This is a genomic window from Vibrio sp. AIC-3 (genome assembly GCF_013114515.1).
GTDB lineage: Bacteria > Pseudomonadota > Gammaproteobacteria > Enterobacterales > Vibrionaceae > Vibrio > Vibrio crassostreae_C.
Window position 1 is genome coordinate 1 of sequence record NZ_VTXG01000023.1, and the last position, 18,309, is coordinate 18,309.

The 18,309-nt window shown below is 43.6% G+C and carries 15 protein-coding genes and 5 tRNA genes; 17 read left to right on the forward strand and 3 right to left on the reverse strand.

Translation table 11 applies throughout. The annotated features are described in order from the left end of the window. Positions 1-30 precede the first annotated feature (30 nt). Positions 31-104: transfer RNA gene (locus F0229_RS15355), tRNA-Cys, on the forward strand. Between the two features lie 75 nt (positions 105-179). Here F0229_RS15355 and F0229_RS15360 read toward each other — a convergent pair. After that, entirely contained in the window at positions 180-968 is a 789-nt protein-coding gene (locus F0229_RS15360) for a lipase (RefSeq protein WP_171733187.1), read from the reverse strand. Between the two features lie 350 nt (positions 969-1,318). Between F0229_RS15360 and F0229_RS15365 the strand changes: the two genes are divergently transcribed. The 8 genes from F0229_RS15365 to cobA all read left to right on the forward strand — a co-directional run bounded on the left by F0229_RS15365 (position 1,319) and on the right by cobA (position 7,391). Next, positions 1,319-1,405: transfer RNA gene (locus tag F0229_RS15365), tRNA-Leu, on the forward strand. 67 nt (positions 1,406-1,472) lie between these two features. Then, positions 1,473-1,546, forward strand: a tRNA-Cys gene (locus F0229_RS15370). A 46-nt stretch (positions 1,547-1,592) separates the two neighbouring features. Continuing rightward, positions 1,593-1,668: transfer RNA gene (locus tag F0229_RS15375), tRNA-Gly, on the forward strand. An 80-nt stretch (positions 1,669-1,748) separates the two neighbouring features. After that, positions 1,749-1,835, forward strand: a tRNA-Leu gene (locus tag F0229_RS15380). A gap of 650 nt (positions 1,836-2,485) precedes the next feature. Beyond that, positions 2,486-5,059: a nitrite reductase large subunit NirB gene (nirB, locus tag F0229_RS15385; RefSeq protein WP_017062560.1), complete on the forward strand. Its 2,574-nt coding sequence runs from the start codon at positions 2,486-2,488 to the stop codon at positions 5,057-5,059. 15 nt (positions 5,060-5,074) lie between these two features. Then, positions 5,075-5,398 carry a nitrite reductase small subunit NirD gene (nirD, locus tag F0229_RS15390; protein WP_017062559.1) on the forward strand — a complete coding sequence of 108 codons (324 nt, stop codon included), beginning with the start codon at positions 5,075-5,077 and terminating at the stop codon, positions 5,396-5,398. 123 nt (positions 5,399-5,521) lie between these two features. Continuing rightward, the gene (locus tag F0229_RS15395) at positions 5,522-6,337 is read left to right on the forward strand and encodes a formate/nitrite transporter family protein (RefSeq protein WP_017062558.1); all 816 of its coding nucleotides are present in this window, start codon (positions 5,522-5,524) and stop codon (positions 6,335-6,337) included. Between the two features lie 277 nt (positions 6,338-6,614). Beyond that, on the forward strand, positions 6,615-7,391 hold the full coding sequence (gene cobA, locus F0229_RS15400) for a uroporphyrinogen-III C-methyltransferase (RefSeq protein WP_017071487.1): 777 nt from the start codon (positions 6,615-6,617) through the stop codon (positions 7,389-7,391). Positions 7,392-7,442: 51 nt separating this feature from the next. Here the strand turns inward: cobA and F0229_RS15405 are convergent, their stop codons facing one another. Beyond that, positions 7,443-7,940 (reverse strand): DUF4174 domain-containing protein, encoded by a 498-nt coding sequence (locus F0229_RS15405; RefSeq protein ID WP_253821001.1) that lies wholly within the window; start codon positions 7,938-7,940, stop codon positions 7,443-7,445. A 323-nt stretch (positions 7,941-8,263) separates the two neighbouring features. Between F0229_RS15405 and F0229_RS15410 the strand changes: the two genes are divergently transcribed. The 3 genes from F0229_RS15410 (at position 8,264) to F0229_RS15420 (ending at position 10,865) form a co-directional block, all read left to right on the forward strand. After that, entirely contained in the window at positions 8,264-8,737 is a 474-nt protein-coding gene (locus F0229_RS15410; protein ID WP_171733189.1) for an NYN domain-containing protein, read from the forward strand. An 80-nt stretch (positions 8,738-8,817) separates the two neighbouring features. Then, positions 8,818-9,483, forward strand: coding sequence for a response regulator transcription factor (locus tag F0229_RS15415; protein ID WP_017062555.1), 666 nt, complete (start codon positions 8,818-8,820; stop codon positions 9,481-9,483). Further along, the gene (locus F0229_RS15420; RefSeq protein ID WP_171733191.1) at positions 9,480-10,865 is read left to right on the forward strand and encodes a sensor histidine kinase; all 1,386 of its coding nucleotides are present in this window, start codon (positions 9,480-9,482) and stop codon (positions 10,863-10,865) included. The genes F0229_RS15415 and F0229_RS15420 overlap by 4 nt, the downstream gene beginning before the upstream one ends. 184 nt (positions 10,866-11,049) lie before the next feature. Here F0229_RS15420 and F0229_RS15425 read toward each other — a convergent pair whose 3' ends face one another. After that, on the reverse strand, positions 11,050-12,354 hold the full coding sequence (locus tag F0229_RS15425) for a dicarboxylate/amino acid:cation symporter (RefSeq protein WP_017062553.1): 1,305 nt from the start codon (positions 12,352-12,354) through the stop codon (positions 11,050-11,052). A 559-nt stretch (positions 12,355-12,913) separates the two neighbouring features. Here F0229_RS15425 and F0229_RS15430 point away from each other — a divergent pair. The 5 genes from F0229_RS15430 (at position 12,914) to F0229_RS15450 (ending at position 18,308) form a co-directional block, all read left to right on the forward strand. Continuing rightward, on the forward strand, positions 12,914-15,010 hold the full coding sequence (locus tag F0229_RS15430; protein WP_171733192.1) for a TonB-dependent siderophore receptor: 2,097 nt from the start codon (positions 12,914-12,916) through the stop codon (positions 15,008-15,010). A 193-nt stretch (positions 15,011-15,203) separates the two neighbouring features. Then, positions 15,204-15,971, forward strand: coding sequence for a DUF3450 domain-containing protein (locus F0229_RS15435; RefSeq protein WP_171733194.1), 768 nt, complete (start codon positions 15,204-15,206; stop codon positions 15,969-15,971). Further along, positions 15,971-17,347, forward strand: coding sequence for a MotA/TolQ/ExbB proton channel family protein (locus F0229_RS15440; protein WP_171733195.1), 1,377 nt, complete (start codon positions 15,971-15,973; stop codon positions 17,345-17,347). Before F0229_RS15435 ends, F0229_RS15440 begins: the two co-directional genes overlap by 1 nt. Next, positions 17,347-17,907 (forward strand): MotA/TolQ/ExbB proton channel family protein, encoded by a 561-nt coding sequence (locus tag F0229_RS15445; RefSeq protein WP_171733196.1) that lies wholly within the window; start codon positions 17,347-17,349, stop codon positions 17,905-17,907. Before F0229_RS15440 ends, F0229_RS15445 begins: the two co-directional genes overlap by 1 nt. Further along, entirely contained in the window at positions 17,904-18,308 is a 405-nt protein-coding gene (locus F0229_RS15450; protein ID WP_004739212.1) for a biopolymer transporter ExbD, read from the forward strand. Before F0229_RS15445 ends, F0229_RS15450 begins: the two co-directional genes overlap by 4 nt. Position 18,309: the final 1 nt, after the last annotated feature.

An 18,309-nucleotide genomic window follows, 5' to 3' on the forward strand; every position in this document is an offset into this window, starting at 1 on the left:
AAAGAGTTGTTCTCTTAAAACACTATTGAAGGCGCCTTGGCAGAGTGGCTATGCAGCGGATTGCAAATCCGTGGACCTCGGTTCGACTCCGGGAGGCGCCTCCATCATTCAGAAAAAACCAGTCCTAGTGACTGGTTTTTTCGTTTTTGACCCCGCTAAAAGCTTCCTACGTACCCATTTCAATGCTTATCAAAGAAATCTTTGTTACGGATATACTTGCTCATTAAGTGGTAAGAGAAAGGTCTTATCAGCCAACTAAAGATAGAGCGACCAAGGCGGATTAATGTAGGAGTGTTCTCATAGATTCGTCCGTTATAAAGCCAAAGCACTTTACCTACATGCCAATAGAGCAAAGGAGCCGGTGGCATGAAGGTCACGATGTCGATGTCACAGCAAATTCGGTAAGTCTTCTTACTCATGCGATAGTGCTTTCGAAAGCTCCAATCACCAATGGCGGGTTGGCCAAAAGTCACTATTCGTTTAATACAGCCTGGGTACTTTTGATCAAAGTAATCAGCGAAGACACAACCGATAGCGCCTCCGGAAGAGTGGCCAGTAATAGACACTCTTTTTCCTTGTTCGATGAGAGGTGTGAGCGTGGCTTCCAAGCGCTCAATAACGGTTAAGCCAAGCTTATCTTCATTACGACTTGGCTGGCTCTCTTGAAACATTAGATGGTAGAAACCCGCATGCACACGATAATTGAGCCCAATTCTCTTACAGCTTCTTGTCCATAGAGCAAAGGTTAGTAGCCAATCTGAGATACTGTGCGATCCTTTGATTACCACAACCACTTCATCTTTGTCGCTACTCCACAACACTCTAATCATGGTTTTACCAAACTGGTTCTTGATGATGCGTTGTCCATTAGGGTCAAAACCATAGCGAGTCTGCTTAAAAACTCTAGGGTAGGCGAGGTTACAAAGAACGGCATAGCGCTCATATTGATATCGTTTTAGTGGTTTCACATGTTTACTTCTTAATAAGAGTTACTTCAAACTCTAATCGTTGAATGTGAAAAGCACATGAAAACGCCATTTGCTTGGTTTAAAACAAGAAAATCACCGCATTCAATTGGTATTTGAATCAATGGTTGTCAGTGATTTGTCCGTTTAAATTAGAAATCCAAGTATAAGAACCGTACAAGCTGCACTAAATTTATTCTTTTGAGTTCGATAATTAATCACTTGAATTAAAAGATAAAATTTATTGTTGACGAATTTTTTCCTTCCGTTAAAGTACACCTCGTTCTCACGGCTTAGGTCGCTGAGAGATGGTGTTTTTTACTTTTCAGTAATCGGCCTCGCAAGATTGCGTTGCCCTGGTGGTGGAATTGGTAGACACAAGGGATTTAAAATCCCTCGGCGTTCGCGCTGTGCCGGTTCAAGTCCGGCCCGGGGCACCATCTATCTAGCTTCTACATTTTGAGTAGAGTGATGAACAAAGAGTTGTTCTCTTAAATCACTATTAAAGGCGCCTTGGCAGAGTGGCTATGCAGCGGATTGCAAATCCGTGGACCTCGGTTCGACTCCGGGAGGCGCCTCCATTCTTTCTCTTAGTTTGATAAGTTAAGAGATAATAAGAATGAAAATGCGATACTAGCTCAGTTGGTAGAGCGCAACCTTGCCAAGGTTGAGGTCATCGGTTCGAACCCGATGTATCGCTCCAAATTTTGTAGTGTTGATTCATTTCGACATTAAGATGGTGTTTTACTTTTCAGTAATCGGCATCGCAATAAAGAATTGCGTGCCTTGGTGGTGGAATTGGTAGACACAAGGGATTTAAAATCCCTCGACGTTCGCGTTGTGCCGGTTCAAGTCCGGCCCGGGGCACCATCTATTTGATTATTACCTCGCTCCACTATTCAAAGTTGAAAGGCCAGCAGAAATGCTGGCCTTTTTGCTATCTGAAATTCTAAACCCTCATGCTATGTTCAAACTTCCACGTATGCTCTCTAATCAGTAGCACCACTAGGAACAAGCTATATCAGATCACTTTTGTGCCGGTCTTTTCCTTATGTAAACCTATCATTTGCTAAACAACCAACAGCATCTGTTAACCAATTGCGCCGTTTGTGAGTGGAATGAGTGGGGAATGGAAAAGGGCGACTGTCTTTTGCGTCATTAAATTCTTCATATTTACACATAGTTGCTCATGATCCTGTAACGCTTTCATGAGTTATTACACTTATTATGACCACAAATGAAAATGATTGTCATTTACTTGTGTTGCTGCTAACCTATTGTGAAACTTTACAACATCTTATTTACTGCACGAAAGTGTATATAAAACCCCGCTAAACCTTATTAAACCTACGGTTATTCGTTTGCTTCGTTTGCTTCGTATGATAAATCAGCAGATCTACCTCTTTTGTCCTACCCCTTTAGGGTAGTTCGATTTCGTAATTGATTTACATCATATTTTCATTTTCTTTCATAATTCATTATTCGCTCAGTTAAGAAATATATAACCTTCAGGAATTCTTATGAGCAAGATGAAGCTAGTCGTAATCGGTAACGGGATGGTCGGCCATCGCTATATCGAAGATTTAGTCGAGAAGACAGACGTTGCTAACATGGACATCACAGTCTTCTGTGAAGAGCCTCGCGTAGCCTATGATCGTGTACACCTTTCTTCTTACTTTTCACACCATACTGCGGACGAACTTTCTTTAGTTAAAGAAGGCTTCTACGAGAAACACGGCATCAACATGCTGATCGGTGAGCGTGCTATTAACGTTAACCGTGAAAAGAAAACAGTTTACTCAAGTACTGGTCGTGAAATTCAATACGACAAGCTAATCCTTGCTACAGGTTCATACCCATTCGTTCCGCCAATCAAAGGTAACGAAGGTAAAGACTGTTTCGTTTACCGCACAATCGAAGACTTGAAAGCTATCGAAGCAACCGCTAAGAATTCTAAATCTGGTGTGGTTGTTGGTGGTGGTTTGCTTGGTCTTGAAGCTGCAGGCGCACTAAAAGCTCTTGGTGTAACCACGCACGTTGTTGAGTTTGCTCCAAAGCTAATGGCTGAGCAGCTTGACCAAGCGGGTGGTAACCAACTTCGTCAAAAAATCGAACGTATGGGCGTTAACGTACATACAAGTAAGAACACGCTTGAGATTGCTCCTGAAGGCACTGAAGCTCGTAACGTAATGCGCTTTGCAGACGGTACAGAGCTAGAAACTGATTTCATCGTATTCTCTGCTGGTATTCGCCCACAAGACAAACTTGCTCGTCAAATGGGGCTGGGTATTGCACCACGTGGCGGTATCGAGATTAATGATCACTGTCAAACGACAGACAAAGACATCTACGCAATCGGTGAGTGTGCGTCTTGGAACCAAACGTTCTACGGCCTAGTGGCTCCTGGTTACAAAATGGCAACGGTAGCGGTTGACCACGTTGTTGGTAACGAAAGCACATTTGAAGGTGCTGACATGTCTGCGAAGCTTAAGCTTTTGGGCGTGAAAGTAGGCTCTATCGGCGATGCGAACGGTCGTACTCCTGGCTGTAAGAGCTACGTTTACCAAAACGAAGAACAAGAAGTTTACAAGCGTCTAATCGTTTCTGAAGACAACAAGAAGCTGCTTGGTGCAGTAATGGTTGGCGACACGTCTGACTACGGTGATCTTCTACAGCTTATGCTGAACGAAATCGACCTACCAGAACACCCAGATGCATTGATTCTTCCTGCTCATGCTGGTGCTGAAAAGCCAACACTTGGCGCGGATTCTCTTCCTGAGTCTGCTGTTATCTGTTCTTGTTTCGATGTGACTAAAGGCAAGATCGCTCAAGCGGTTGCTGAAGGTCACCACACAATCGGTGATATCAAAGCAGTAACAGGCGCAGGTACTGGTTGTGGTGGTTGTATTCCACTAGTGACTTCAGTACTAAACGCTGAACTTGCTAAAGCTGGTGTTGAAGTGAAGAACGACGTGTGTGAGCACTTTGCATACTCTCGCCAAGAGCTTTTCCACCTAATTCGCATCGAAGAAATCAAAACGTTCGATGAGCTATTAGAGAAATACGGTAAAGGCTACGGCTGTGAAGTATGTAAGCCTCTAGCAGGTTCTATCCTTGCTTCTTGCTGGGGTGAACACATCCTTAAGCCTGAATTAGTGAAGCTGCACGATACCAACGACAACTTCCTAGGTAACATGCAAAAAGACGGTACTTACTCTGTAATCCCTCGTATGGCGGGTGGTGAAGTAACACCTCAAGCACTAAGCGTTCTTGCTGATGTTGCTGCTGAATACAACTTGTACACCAAGATCACAGGTGCACAACGTATCGGCCTATTTGGTGCTCAGAAAGATGACTTACCAGCAATCTGGAAGAAGTTAATCGCTGCAGGTTACGAAACGGGTCAAGCTTACGCAAAAGCACTTCGTATGGCGAAAACATGTGTAGGTTCTACTTGGTGTCGTTACGGCGTTCAAGATTCAGTTGGCCTAGGCGTGATGATCGAGAACCGTTACAAAGGCATCCGTACTCCTCATAAGATGAAGTTTGGTGTGTCTGGCTGTACTCGTGAGTGTGCTGAAGCTCAAGGTAAAGATTTAGGTATTATTGCGACTGACGCAGGTTGGAACATGTATGTATGTGGTAACGGTGGTATGAAACCTCGTCACGCAGACTTACTGGCAAGCGACCTAGACCAAGAAACGCTAATCAAGTACATCGACCGTTTCATGATGTTCTACATCCGCACGGCTGCGCCACTACAACGTACTTCGGTATGGATGGACAACCTAGAAGGTGGTGTTGATTACCTACGTGAAGTGATTGTAGACAACAAGCTTGGTATCAATGACCAACTTGAAACTGACATTGCTGGCCTAGTTGATAACTTCGCTTGTGAATGGACAGATACAATCAACGACGAAGCTCAACTTAAGCGCTTTGCACACTTCATCAATGCTGATGACCGCGATGATAACGTTGTGTTTGTTGAAGATGGTCGTGAACAACACCGTCCTGCGACATTCACTGAGAAACACCCTGAAGCCATTACTTCAAAGCATCAGGGCGACATCATTCACGTAGAATCTGTTTAATTGGGAGACGACATCATGGCATTTACCAAAGTTTGTAAGATCGAAGACATTATCCCAGGTACAGGTGTTTGTGCGTTGGTTAGTGGTGAGCAAGTGGCTATCTTCCGCCCAACTGAGGCTGAAGAAGTATTCGCGATTAGCAACACAGACCCATACTTCCAATCTAACGTGCTATCACGTGGTTTGATTGTTGAGCACAAAGAAGAGCTTTGGGTAGCAAGCCCACTTAAGAAGCAACGCTTTAACCTAGCAACAGGGGTGTGCATGGAAGACGAGAACTTCAACGTGAAAGCGTACAAAGCTCGTGTTGCCAAAGGCGCTGTAGAAATCTCTGCTTAATCTTCGGATGAGTAAGATTTGATAGTTCAAGGGTTCTAGTTCTCGATATTGCCTTAACTCGGCAACTAGAGCCTTTTCCTATCCAATTTTAACTTTTAATTTAAACTTTTTAAGGACAACCTTATGTCTCCTGATTACAAACCAGCTGAATTCGTTCAAACGATGATTGATGTGGGTGAAGCGAAAACGAAAACAAGTACTCGCGATCTTCTGATTCGAAGCACTATGGCTGGTATCATCCTTTCTCTAGCGGTTGTTGTTGCTATTACAGCAATGGTTCAAACCGGTATTGGCCTTGTTGGCGCACTTGTGTTCCCAGTTGGCTTCGTCATTCTAAGTGTAATGGGTTATGACCTAGTAACTGGCGTATTCGGCCTTGCACCTTTAGCGAAATTCGACAACCGCCCAGGTATTACTTGGGGTCGTATCCTACGTTGTTGGGGTATTGTTGGTCTTGGTAACCTTATCGGTTCTTTGATTGTTGCTTTCCTTGTTGCAGTATCACTAACGGGTAACTTCTCTTTAGAACCAAACGCTGTTGCTCAAAAGTTCATTGCTGTTTCTACAGGTCGTAGCCTAGGTTTTGAAAACATGGGTATGGACGGATGGATCACGTGTTTCGTACGCGGTATCTTCTGTAACCTTATGGTATGTCTAGGTGTGATTGGCAACATGACTGCACGCACAGTATCTGGCCGTGTAGCAATGATGTGGTTCCCAATCTTCATCTTCTTCGCACTCGTATTTGAGCACACAGTGGTAAACATGTTCCTATTCCCACTAGGTATGATTCTTGGCGCTGATTTTGGTATCGCGACATGGTTGAACTTCAACCTTATCCCAACAATCCTAGGTAACATCGTTGGTGGTCTATTAATGACGTGTGTTCCTCTATACCTAACTCACGCTAAAACTGCGCCTTCTCTAGGTGCTAAGTAATCCTCAGTAGGGTGAAACGTAATTTAGTATGAGATTAAGAGCCCCAACAACATGTTTGGGGCTTTTTTAGTTCGAAAGCCCTTATATCATTGCGCAAATTACTCGCAATAGACTGTTTTGTTATAATTACTTCTATCTTCGTTAGTATTTAGACTGAATATTTATATCAACACCTGATAGTCTAAGGGTTAAGGATTTGGATAAGTCATCATGAATACAGTGACTTATCACATAGATTTAAGCTTGAGATAAAACAAGCAAACCTTCGGAGCGCAGCATGTCAGAAGTATCGTCATCGAATGTTAAAGAAGTAAACAAAGGATTTGTTTCATTGGTAGGTGCAGGTCCGGGCGACCCAGACTTACTTACGCTAAAAGCCGCACGAGTGATTCAACAAGCAGACGTGTTGGTTTATGACCGCTTGGTATCAAAAGATATTTTGGCGATGGCTAATCCAGAAGCAGAAATGCTGTATGTGGGCAAAAAGCTTGATCATCACTGTGTACCGCAAGATCAGATCAACCAACTATTAGTGACCAAAGCTCAAGAGAACAAACACGTAGTGCGTCTAAAAGGTGGTGACTCGTTTATCTTTGGTCGTGGTGGTGAAGAGTGTGAAACGTTAGCTGAGAATGACGTGAGATTTGAAGTGATTCCGGGCATCACAGCTGCTGCCGGAGCAACGGCTTATGCGGGCATTCCGTTGACGCACCGTGATCATGCACAAAGCGTGCAGTTTATTACAGGTCACTTGAAGAAAGATGGCGAAGATATTGACTGGCAATCTCTTGCTCAGCACAACCATACCATCGTGTTTTACATGGGCTTGAAAGAGAGTCCGAACATTCAGAAGAATCTACTCGATAATGGTATGCGAGCTGACATGCCAGTTGCGATCATCGAAAACGGTACACGCCAAGAACAAAAGGTGTTTAGAGGTGGGTTACGTGATTTAGCTGACCTTGCGAGCGTCGCAAAGAGCCCAGCGCTGATTGTTGTAGGCAGCGTGGCTCAACTCCATGAAAAACTTGCTTGGTTTAACAAACAAGCTTGATCGTTTGACCTTCTAATTGGATCTCTAAGCCACTACTGAGTCCATCAAGAATCAAATACTGCAGCGGCTGCCTTGTCGCTGCATTTCTTGTTGGCGCATCGGCATTTCGTCAATGATATTGGTGATCTGTTTCCAATCTGTTTTGCCACTCCATCGGTGCTTCTCTTTCCCGTCTTTACCAATCAAAACAGCGGTATGTGATCCTTTCGGGATCTCGTAAATACTGGTGACTACTTCTAAGTTAAACTCTTCTTCTAACCAAGTTGGGACTGTGTAACCACTCTCAGCAATAACCATAATGACGACATCTCGTTCGTCCAATTGACAGTTATTGAGCAACACTTCATTCAGAAACTCTTTAACGATTGAATCTTCCTTTGGAGCGAAATAAATCACACTGCGGTGTGGCAAAGGCTTTGAGTGAGAATAAGCGGGGTAGGCGAGTACTGAATTGATGGTTAAGCTCATGATTATTACCGTGCTGATGGTCAGTAGTTTAAGCAAACTAAACCAGCTACCAGAGTTTGATGGTTGATTTAAAGTTTGCATCGCTTTGGTTGTGTCGATGCTTACGATCGAATTGTGTGTTTGTCGGTGCAGCATTGCCAACCTCCCTTTAAAAACTCTAAGCCTGAGTACGATTTGAACGCTACGTAAAGAAGAAGGTGAAGATCAGAACCATCTAAGAAACGCTCAAAACAAATCCACTTACAATAAGCATAGTTAGGATTACGTAAAGACACTTAGCTTTACGCTAAAGATATTAGATTTACGTTAACGATAGCTGGCAGGTTCATTTTTATTGAGTAAAGCGACTCGCATTTTACAATTGAATAGAATAGGGTATACGGAAAATCTAAAGGTATGAATTTATGGAAAACATAGCAATTTTGGTCGACGTTCAGAACGTTTACTACACGACGCGCGACAAATACCGTTCTAACTTCGACTATAACCAGTTTTGGTATGTTGCCACGGAAGGGCGTAACGTTATTGCAGCTAATGCTTACGCAATCTCAAGCCAAGATCCAAAGCAGCGTCAATTTCATCATATCCTTCGTGGTGTGGGCTTTAATGTGAAGTTAAAGCCGTTTATTCAGCGTCGAGATGGCAGTGCAAAAGGCGATTGGGATGTGGGTATTGCGTTAGACGCGATAGAACTTGCTGAGACGGTTGATACGATTGTTTTGGTATCAGGAGACGGTGATTTCGAAATCCTTGTAGAGCGAATCAAAGATCGCTTTGGCAAGCCTGTTGAAGTGTATGGTGTTCCCGGGTTAACTGCTCAAAATCTTATCGATTCTGCATCAAAATTTGTACCGATTGAAAAAGATTTTCTTCTATAGAGGAAATCGGGCACTTTATAATTGAAATCAATAATAACGATAATTAGAATGCAAACAGTTCTTATTTATCGGTATGTGTAATGTCTCGCGTTTTAGTTGTTGATGATGATATTCAGTTGTGTGAATTACTGGGTGAAGTGTTAGAAAATGAGGGGTATCACGTTGATACTGTTCATTGCGGTGAATCCGCGCTTGAGTTTATTCAATCTCACCCTGTCGATTTGGTTCTACTCGATGTAATGCTTCCGAACCTAAGCGGCATTCAAGTAGCAAGACGTATTTGTCAGCGTTTTGCTACTCCCATTCTTATGCTAACCGCGCTTAACGACGATGCCTCAATGCTCGATGGCTACCAAGCAGGCGCCGACCAGTACATCGCTAAACCTTTCAATGTTCCTGAACTCTTAACCCGTATTAAGGTGATCTTGCGCCGAGTGGGTTTTGAACGCCAAAGACAATCTTTAGCTTCCTCTAATCACGGCTTGTGTGAACAACTCTCTCGTTTGCCATTAACTGGCACTGAAAAAGACTTGCTTGATTATTTGGTCAAAAATGACGGTATTGTCGTCTCAAAATCTGATCTGCAAATCCATGTACTCAAGAAAGAATTGTGTCCCTTCGATCGTAATTTAGATATGCATATCAGCAATATACGTAGAAAGCTCGTTCAGGCAGGTTTGTCTAAACAACATATAAAAACCGTTCGTGGTAAAGGTTACAGTTACCTAGAGTCGGTCGGAGCATGAGTAAAAAACTGCTGCGTTGCCCTGATTTTATTGCTAAGCGTAAAGACGGACTCACTTTCCAACTGTTCAGTTACCTGACCGTCATTTTGGTGAGTATTTTGATCCTGCAAGGTGTCGCTGAAAGAGCCTTGATGAAAGCGCTGCTTAAAGTCCCAGAATCGGTAAAAGCGGAAATGCTCGACCTTGCTTACCAAGCGAATGTGTTGATCGAAGAAGGGGACATGGATGAACTCGCGGACTGGGGTAATGCTCAGCAGTATTATCTGTTCGTCATTGATAAAGACAATCGTCCGATCACACATCGTCACATGCACCCACATTTTGAATTTAAGCTCAAATACTTAAGAACGTTAGATCACCAACTTAGTGATCGTGTGAGTAAGCCGATCTTCGGCCTACCACTGGATAACGGTAAAACACTGGTTATCCAACTACCGCACCAGTTTCATCCCGCAAAATCTTTTGCGCCATATTCCTATATGCTTAAAGCATTGATTGCATTGGTCGTATTGTCTCTGTTCTCGATTATCATGGCCAAAAGCCTTCAGCAACCGTTGGATAGATTGAGAGAAGCGAGCCGCAGACTGGCTCAAGGTGACTTCACGGTCAGTGTGGTGTCGGAGTTGAACTCCACCACGCGTGAATTCAACGAGCTTGCACACGATTTTGATTATATGACCTTTGAGATTAAATCTCTGGCTGAAAAGCAACGTTGTTTGATTCGTGATGTCTCACACGAGTTAAGAACACCATTAGCAAGGCAAAACCTCGCACTACACCTGCTGCGCAGCAAGGTTGATGATAAAAGCATTGGTTTGCTAGAACGAATGGAAAATGAAACAGAAGAGATGAATAAGCTGGTGGGTGAGATACTTGAATTTAGCCGCTTAGAAACCTCTCGCTATGATTCCAAGTTAAGTTTAATGCACCTTGAGCACTATTGTTCAATGTTGATCGCGCAGATGCAAAACGATTTAAAACCGAATCAAACTTTGATTGGTTCCCTAGAGACGCCGATATCAATGGTGAACGTTGATGAGAGGCTACTGCTTCGAGTCATTGGTAACTTGGTCGGGAATGCCATTAAATACGCGGGTGAGAACGCTCATGTGGTCGTGACGACATACGAACAGGTAATGGATAGACGTTACAGTGTAATATCTGTAGAAGATGACGGTGACGGTATTCCTGATAACAAGATTGCAGGTATATTCGACCCGTTTACTCGTATTGAATCAGCAAGAGACAAACGGTCTGGTGGCTACGGTCTGGGCCTTGCGATTGTTAAAGAAGCGATGGGTGTGATGAATGGACATGTAACTGCTGAGAATAGAGAAGGTGGGGGGCTGAGAGTGAACTTGATGTTCCCAATCGGTGGTTAGCTTTCCCTATTGATAATTACCTTAAATTGATAACTGTCCCAACTCAGTAGTACTGACTTAAGCGATACCCAATAAAAACGCCACTGCATCTGCAGTGGCGTTTTTCTTTATGCGCTTTGGTATGGGCTAGGCGTAGCCATTAATTACGCCTGAGCTTGAAGACAAGAGCATAAGATAAGCGAGACTATGCCTGTTGGCGAGCTAGCTTAACTTCTTCTTCTTTCTCACCTGCTGCTGGGTCGTTGAAGCGAGACTCGTCTAGAGCGCCTTCAGACTTAGCAACGATGATAGATACGGCACTATCACCTGTGATGTTTACAGCGGTACGAATCATATCAAGAAGGCGGTCAACACCCATGATTAGAGCAATACCTTCAAGCGGCAGGCCAACTTGGTTCAATACCATCGCTAGCATAACAAGACCAACACCAGGGACACCTGCAGTACCAACAGACGCCAGTGTCGCCGTTAGGATAACCATTAGGTAATCACCCATTGAAAGGTCGATGTTGTACGCTTGCGCGATAAACGCCGTCGCAACACCTTGCATGATTGCAGTGCCGTCCATGTTCACAGTTGCACCTAGTGGTACTGTGAAAGAAGCGACTTTGTTGTCTACGCCCATACGGTTCTTAGCCGTTTCCATAGTTACTGGAATTGTTGCGTTCGAAGATGCTGTTGAGAATGCAAACATGATTGCATCTTCCATCTTACGTAGGAACGTAATCGGACTAAGACCTGTGAATCCTTTAAGCATCGCACTGTAAGTCACCAAGCCATGCAACAGCAGGGTACCAGCAAGCACTAAGAAGTATTCTGCTAGGTTCCAAATTGCACCTAAGCCAAGGCCAGAGAACAGTTTCGCCATCAAGAAGAATACGCCGTAAGGAGCAAGGTTCATTAGTAGCGCAACTAGCTTCATGATCACTTCGTTTAGATCAGAGAAAACTGCAGCGATACGTTCACCGGGTTTGCCCGCTGCACTGATTGCGATACCAAACAACACTGCAAATACGATAACTTGTAACGTTTTGCCCTCAGCCATCGCCTGAATAGGGTTGGTTGGGAACATGTCGATGATTACTTGGCCCAGAGAAGGGGCATCCGCTGATTTGAAAGAGCTCGCAGCAGTAAGATCCGCACCAGCTCCAGGTTGGAACAGGTTACCGATAGTTAATGCTAGAGTGATGGCAACGGCAGTAGTACCGATATAAAGTGCAAGCGTTTTGCCACCCATACGGCCAAGAGTTGATAAGTCTTTAAGAGAACTTGTACCGCACACTAGTGAAACGAAGACTAGAGGCACAACAAGCATTTTTAAACTGGCGACAAAGATTTGTCCGCCCACTTCAAAGAGTCCGTTAACGATGTAGTTGTTAACAAATCCGTTGTCTGCAAAAAGGGATTGAATGGCGAATCCCGTTAATATACCTACGACCATACCGAGGATTACTCGACCAGTCAGAGACATAGGTTTCTTGGTATTCATTTAGAACACTCCTTATTATTTATAACTTTGATACCTTTTCAAAGTGAGCAGGAGATTAGCAGTCGGATAATCAATTCGAAAAACAAAAAATGAGTTTGGAATTATAGATGTGATCAAAATCACTGATAATTGTGTAAATTAAACAAATAAAAACAAAATAATTCACTATTAATTTACATCTATCGAGGGTTTTATACATAAATTTGTCGTTTCAAAGGTAGTAAATAAGAAGAGATGATTTTCTTATCAATCTTCACGTCTTCAATTGACTGAACAAATACCGTTGTTTCAAAAAATTCGGTGAAGATAACCAGTCGATTTACGTCCATGAGCCTTAACTATTTGTATTGAATGGTTTTGTTGAACTCCTCAAATATGACTCACCGACAGGCCTTTACAAAACTTTACGAATGCAAAGAATGTAAATTTAATGCAAATGGTAATAGTTATCACTTATATTCACTCCCGAAATAATTCAGTGGTACCGGCAACGGTTCAGCGAACACATCGAATAAATAACAAAGTGTTCGTCTAAAAGAATAAAAGCGGAGTAAAGGACATGTTTTCAAAGAGCCCATTAGCTTTAGTGATCGGCGCAGTATTAGCTTCACCAGCAGTATTGGCAGAAACAGTAAAAACAGACGAGCATATGGTTGTTGAAGGTCGTGACTACGGTTATAAAGCCGACACGAACACAACAGCAATGCGCATGGAGGCGACTCAATTAGAGACTCCGGGACAAGTTTTAGTAATCGATGAGCAAATCATCGATGAACAGCGTGCAACAACGCTTGGTGACGTGCTTAAGAATGACGCGAGTGTAAGTGCTGGCGGTACAAGCCGTAACCGTGAACGTTTCTCTCTACGTGGTTTCTCGGTAGAAAGCTCTTCGGGCTTCCTTAAAAATGGCCAGCAACATTGGTCTCACTACCGTCAACCAATCGAACTGCTAGAGCGTGTTGAAGTACTAAAAGGACCTTCTGGTCTTCTTTACGGTATTTCTGCACCAGGTGGTTTGATCAACATGGTAAGCAAAAAGCCAACTTACGATACGCAAGTAAGTGTTAGCCAAGATATTGGTTCTAATGACCATTCTCGTACAACGGTAGACGTAAGTGGCGCTTTGAACGACGCTGAAACTCTACGTGGTCGCGCGATTCTATCTAAAGAAAGCTACGGCTCTTGGAGAACTTATGGTGACGGAACTGAACCACAAACAGAACGTTTTGTTGGTGGTGTATTCGTTGATTACGATGTAACTGAAGACGTGACAGTTTCTGTTCATTACGACAAAACTAACGACGAAGGTAGCGTAGATTCTGGCGCTTTATACACGCTAGACGGCAACCGAGTAGGTAGCGACAAGCACATCTGGGATGCACAGTGGTCACAGATCGAGAATGATGTTGAGAACGTTGGTTTTGATATTGCTGCTAACCTGACTGATACATGGTCATTAAAAACAGGTTTCAACTACCAAGATTTCGAACGTATTGATATGGAAAGCTACCCAAGCTTTTCAAATATGAATCCTGATGGTACGGGCACCGTGACTCAAGGCGGTAACTACCGTCATGATAAATGGCGTTTCAGAACGGCTTACGTTGATCTAACAACAACCGCTGATCTTGCGGGCACAGAGCACCAACTATTATTCGGTGCTAACTGGTTAGGCTACAGCTATTACCGTGGTATGGATCGCTTCAGCAGCGCTGAATACGCACCAGATGCAACAGTACCAGCGCCGTCAGTGGGTCCAACATCGCTAGGTAAGATGAGTACTTACGATACTTGGGGCTTCTACATCCAAGATTTGATTACTATTAATGATGAATGGCAAGTTCTTGCGGGTGCTCGTTTCGACCGTAAAGTAAGTGATGGCGTAGCAGAAGAAAATATAGCGCCTAAGCTTGGCCTGATTTACCACCCAGCATCAAACGGTAGTATCTACGCTTCTTACTCTGAAAGTTTCGAACCACAAGGTGTTGTGTCTAGCGGAAGCCGCAACTACACCAACGATGGCGAACTTCTTGACGCAGCAACGGGCGTGTCTTACGAAGTCGGTACTAAGTGGGAACTGATGGACGAACGTCTATTCGTTTCTGGTGCGGTATTCGATATTACCCAAGAAAACATTTCAATGGATGTAGAAGACACTTCATCAGGCGATTGGACGAAGACACAAGGTGGCGAACAAGTTCACCGTGGTGCTGAGCTAGCCGCACAAGGCTTTATTTCAGAGCGCTTCTCAATGTCTGGTTCTGCAATGTACTTAGATGCTGAAATCACGAACCATGAAACATATGAAGGTAATCGTCCAGTAGACGTACCTGAGTTTGCAGCAAGCGTTTGGTCTACCTATGCAGCAACAAACGAAGTTGATGTGAACCTGGGTCTTATCTACGAAGGTTCTCGTTACGGCGATAGCGCGAACACATTCAAGAAAGACGGCTACGCACGTGTAGATATGGGTGCTGCATACACGCTTAAGTACGACGATTCTCTTGATTTCGTAGCGCGTCTAACAGTCGAGAACGTATTTGATAAAGAATACCTAGCGGGTGGCGGTTCAACATCTTCAAACCACCAATTTGCTGAAGACGTAGTAATCGGCGAAGGCCGTAACTACATGGCGACTTTACAGGTAAAATACTAATTTGTTAGTAGGGTACTATTGTTAGCCTAAATACTAAGGGGAAAGTTTCGGCTTTCTCCTTTCGTGATTCTGCTATTCAGTAAAATATCCCTAGTAATGCGAGTGACTTTTAATGATAATGAGAGTGCTTATCAATAATAGTATTTGTCAATAAAATGTATTTGACCTTCTTCTATAGTAAATGACTACAATTATGAATCTTTTAAAAACTATCCTAGCGCTTGCCATCAGTTTGGTTTCAACGTCTTCTATGGCAAACAGCTTGGATCAAGCTCAATCAATTCAAAACAAGACCAATAACGCGTCGGCTTCGAGCCAAAAGGTTATTAATAAAAGCTCACAAGCGACTTTAATGCTGCAAGCTGAGATTGAGCGTCTGCAAGAAGAAGTTAAAAACCTAGAAATCTATCACGATCACCTTGCTGCTTTGGTTGAGAGCCAAAATAAAGAAGCTCAAAGTATTGAAGAGCAGATCGAAGAAATCAAATACACACGCCAAGGTGTTGTACCTCTGATGTACCAAATGATCGATGGCCTTGAGCAGTTGGTAGAGAAAGACGTGCCGATTAAGAAAGAGCAGCGTTTAGAGAGAGTTGAAAAGCTACAAGCAATGATGACTCGTGCTGACGTAAGTGATGCTGAAAAATACCGCCGTATTTTAGAGGCATACCAAATTGAGATGGACTACGGAATTAAGCTGGGTGCATATCAAGGCCGCGTCGCGTTGGCTAGCGATAAAACGATTGAAGCAGATGTACTGCACCTAGGTCGTATCTCTTTGGTGGCTCGTAACCTAAATGGCAGCCAATATTGGTCTTGGAATCAAACACAAAATCAGTGGCAAGAGCTAGATTCTTCAATGAAATCTGAGCTAGATAAAGCTTACGACATTGCAAGCCAACAAGCGGCGCCAAGCCTAATTACTTTACCTGTTTCTTTAACTGTTGCGGAGGTTAAGTAATGAACTTAAAGCCATTAGCAACATTGCTTTGTATTACGTCTATTTCATTCTCGGCTTTTTCAGCTTCAGACTCAACGGCTCAGCTAGTTAACAAAGCAAAATCAGAGAGTCGAACTCAAGCTTCTCATAACGTAGTTCGTGAAGCAGACTTCAAAAAAACCGAACAAGAACTGAAAGCGATCAAAGCGCAGCTTGAAGCGAAACGTACATCAGTACAAAACGCGACAGATGTTCTTACTCAAACGTTTAGTGATAACGAAAACAAACTGGCTCGCTTAGAAGAGAAGCTGCGTTTAGAAACGGGCAGCCTTGGTGAGTTATTCGGTGTCGTTCGTCAAAACGCTAAAGAACTAGGCGCAGAGCTTAGCTCAACAGTGAACAGTGTTGATCGTGCGGAGCACACAGCGACTGTTGATCAAATTATCGATGCGAAATCATTACCATCAATGCCTCAGCTTTTTGGCTTGTGGATGAGTATGGTAGAGCAGATTCAAGCGAGCTCTGAGCTTAGCAAATCTCAAATTGCATTCATTAATGGTGAAGGTAATACAAACAAGGTCGATGCTTACCGCTTAGGTTCGATTGGTCTAGTGACTGAGCAAGGCTATGTTAGCTGGAACACTCAGCGTGAAGATGCAATTGCGTATCTAAAGCAACCACAAAATGGTCCAACGTTAGCGTCACTTTCTTCGTTAGCGAATGGTGAAGTAGCCAATGTTGTTGTCGATCCTTCTCGCGGGTTTATGCTAGAGCAATTAGCACTTACGCCAAGTTTAACTGACCGTCTACAAGCGGGTGGTGTGGTTGGTAAAGTGATTCTTGGCCTACTAGCTATTGGTCTAATCATCGCATTAGTTCGTGGTGTCTCTCTTGCTATCGCACGCCAGAAAATTCGCGCGCAACTTAAGAACCCTGAGCAAGCGGGTGATAACCCATTAGGTCGTGTTCTTGCGATGTACAACAAGGAACAAAACCAAACGGTTGAAGCGTTAGAGTTGCGACTTTTAGAAGCGGTAGTTGATGAGCAGACTCACCTAGAGAAAGGTCTATCGATGCTTAAGCTATTGGCGGCACTAGCACCAATGTTGGGCCTTTTAGGTACAGTAACCGGCATGATCGAAACATTCCAAGTGATCACTCAGTTTGGTAATGGCGACCCTAAAGTTATGGCGGGTGGTATCTCGATGGCGCTTGTAACTACGGTACTTGGTCTGGTTGCGGCAATGCCTCTTCTACTGGCACACAACATTCTTAGCACTCAAGCAGAAAACATTCGCAATATTCTTGAGAAGCAAGGTATTGGTCTTGTTGCTGAGCAGGCTGAAAAGACCTTTGAATCAAACGCTGTTGTTTCACCAGTTGGGACTGCTGCGTAATGGATATTTTGTCGGGTTCTCTATTACCAGCGAGTTGGTTAACGAGTGACTGGCTGCTGTCTTTATCAAGCTTTATGAAGCAGGGCGGTTTCGTCCTGTGGTGGCTAGCGGCTGTCGTCCTAGTGTATTGGGTGCTTGTGGTAGAACGTGTGCTTTATCTTGCGTTCTACTTTCCTAAGCAACGCCAAGCTTGGATAGCGAAATGGCATGAAAGAGAAGATCACTCTTCTTGGCATGCCAAAGCCATTCGTGAAGGTTGGTTAGGGCAAGCGAGTATCTTGCTTAACCAAAACTTGAATTTTATTAAGCTGTTAGTCGCTATTTGCCCGATGTTGGGCTTGCTAGGCACTGTAACCGGTATGATCTCTGTTTTTGATGTTATGGCGACACAAGGCAGCAGTGACCCTAAATTGATGGCTTCAGGTATCTCGTTAGCAACACTGCCAACCATGGCAGGCATGGTTGCAGCGTTAGCGGGCATGTTCGTTCACGCTCGCTTAGCGAAAGTATGTAACCGCTTAGAATTGAAATTAGAAAAATCTTTAAGGAGTCAACGATGAGACTCGGTCGACGTCATTCTAAAAACGAAGAGGCTCAAATAGACCTTACTTCGATGCTTGATATTGTCTTTATCATGCTTATTTTCTTTATTGTGACCAGTTCATTTGTTCGTGAGTCAGGGGTGGAAGTCAATCGCCCACAAGCTTCTAACGTAGTAAGCCAAAAGGATGCAGGCATCTTTGTTGCGATTACTTCTGCAAACGACATTTTCATCGACAAGCGTGTCGTAGATGTTGAACGTGTCCAAGCGACGTTAGAGCACTTGTTGCTAGAACAACCTGATGCTTCTTTGGTTATTCAAGCGGATGAACACGCTTACAACGGTACTGTTGTTAAAGTGATGGATGCCGCGAAAGGTGCAGGTGTTAAAAACATTGCGCTTGCTGCTGATAAGCGATGAT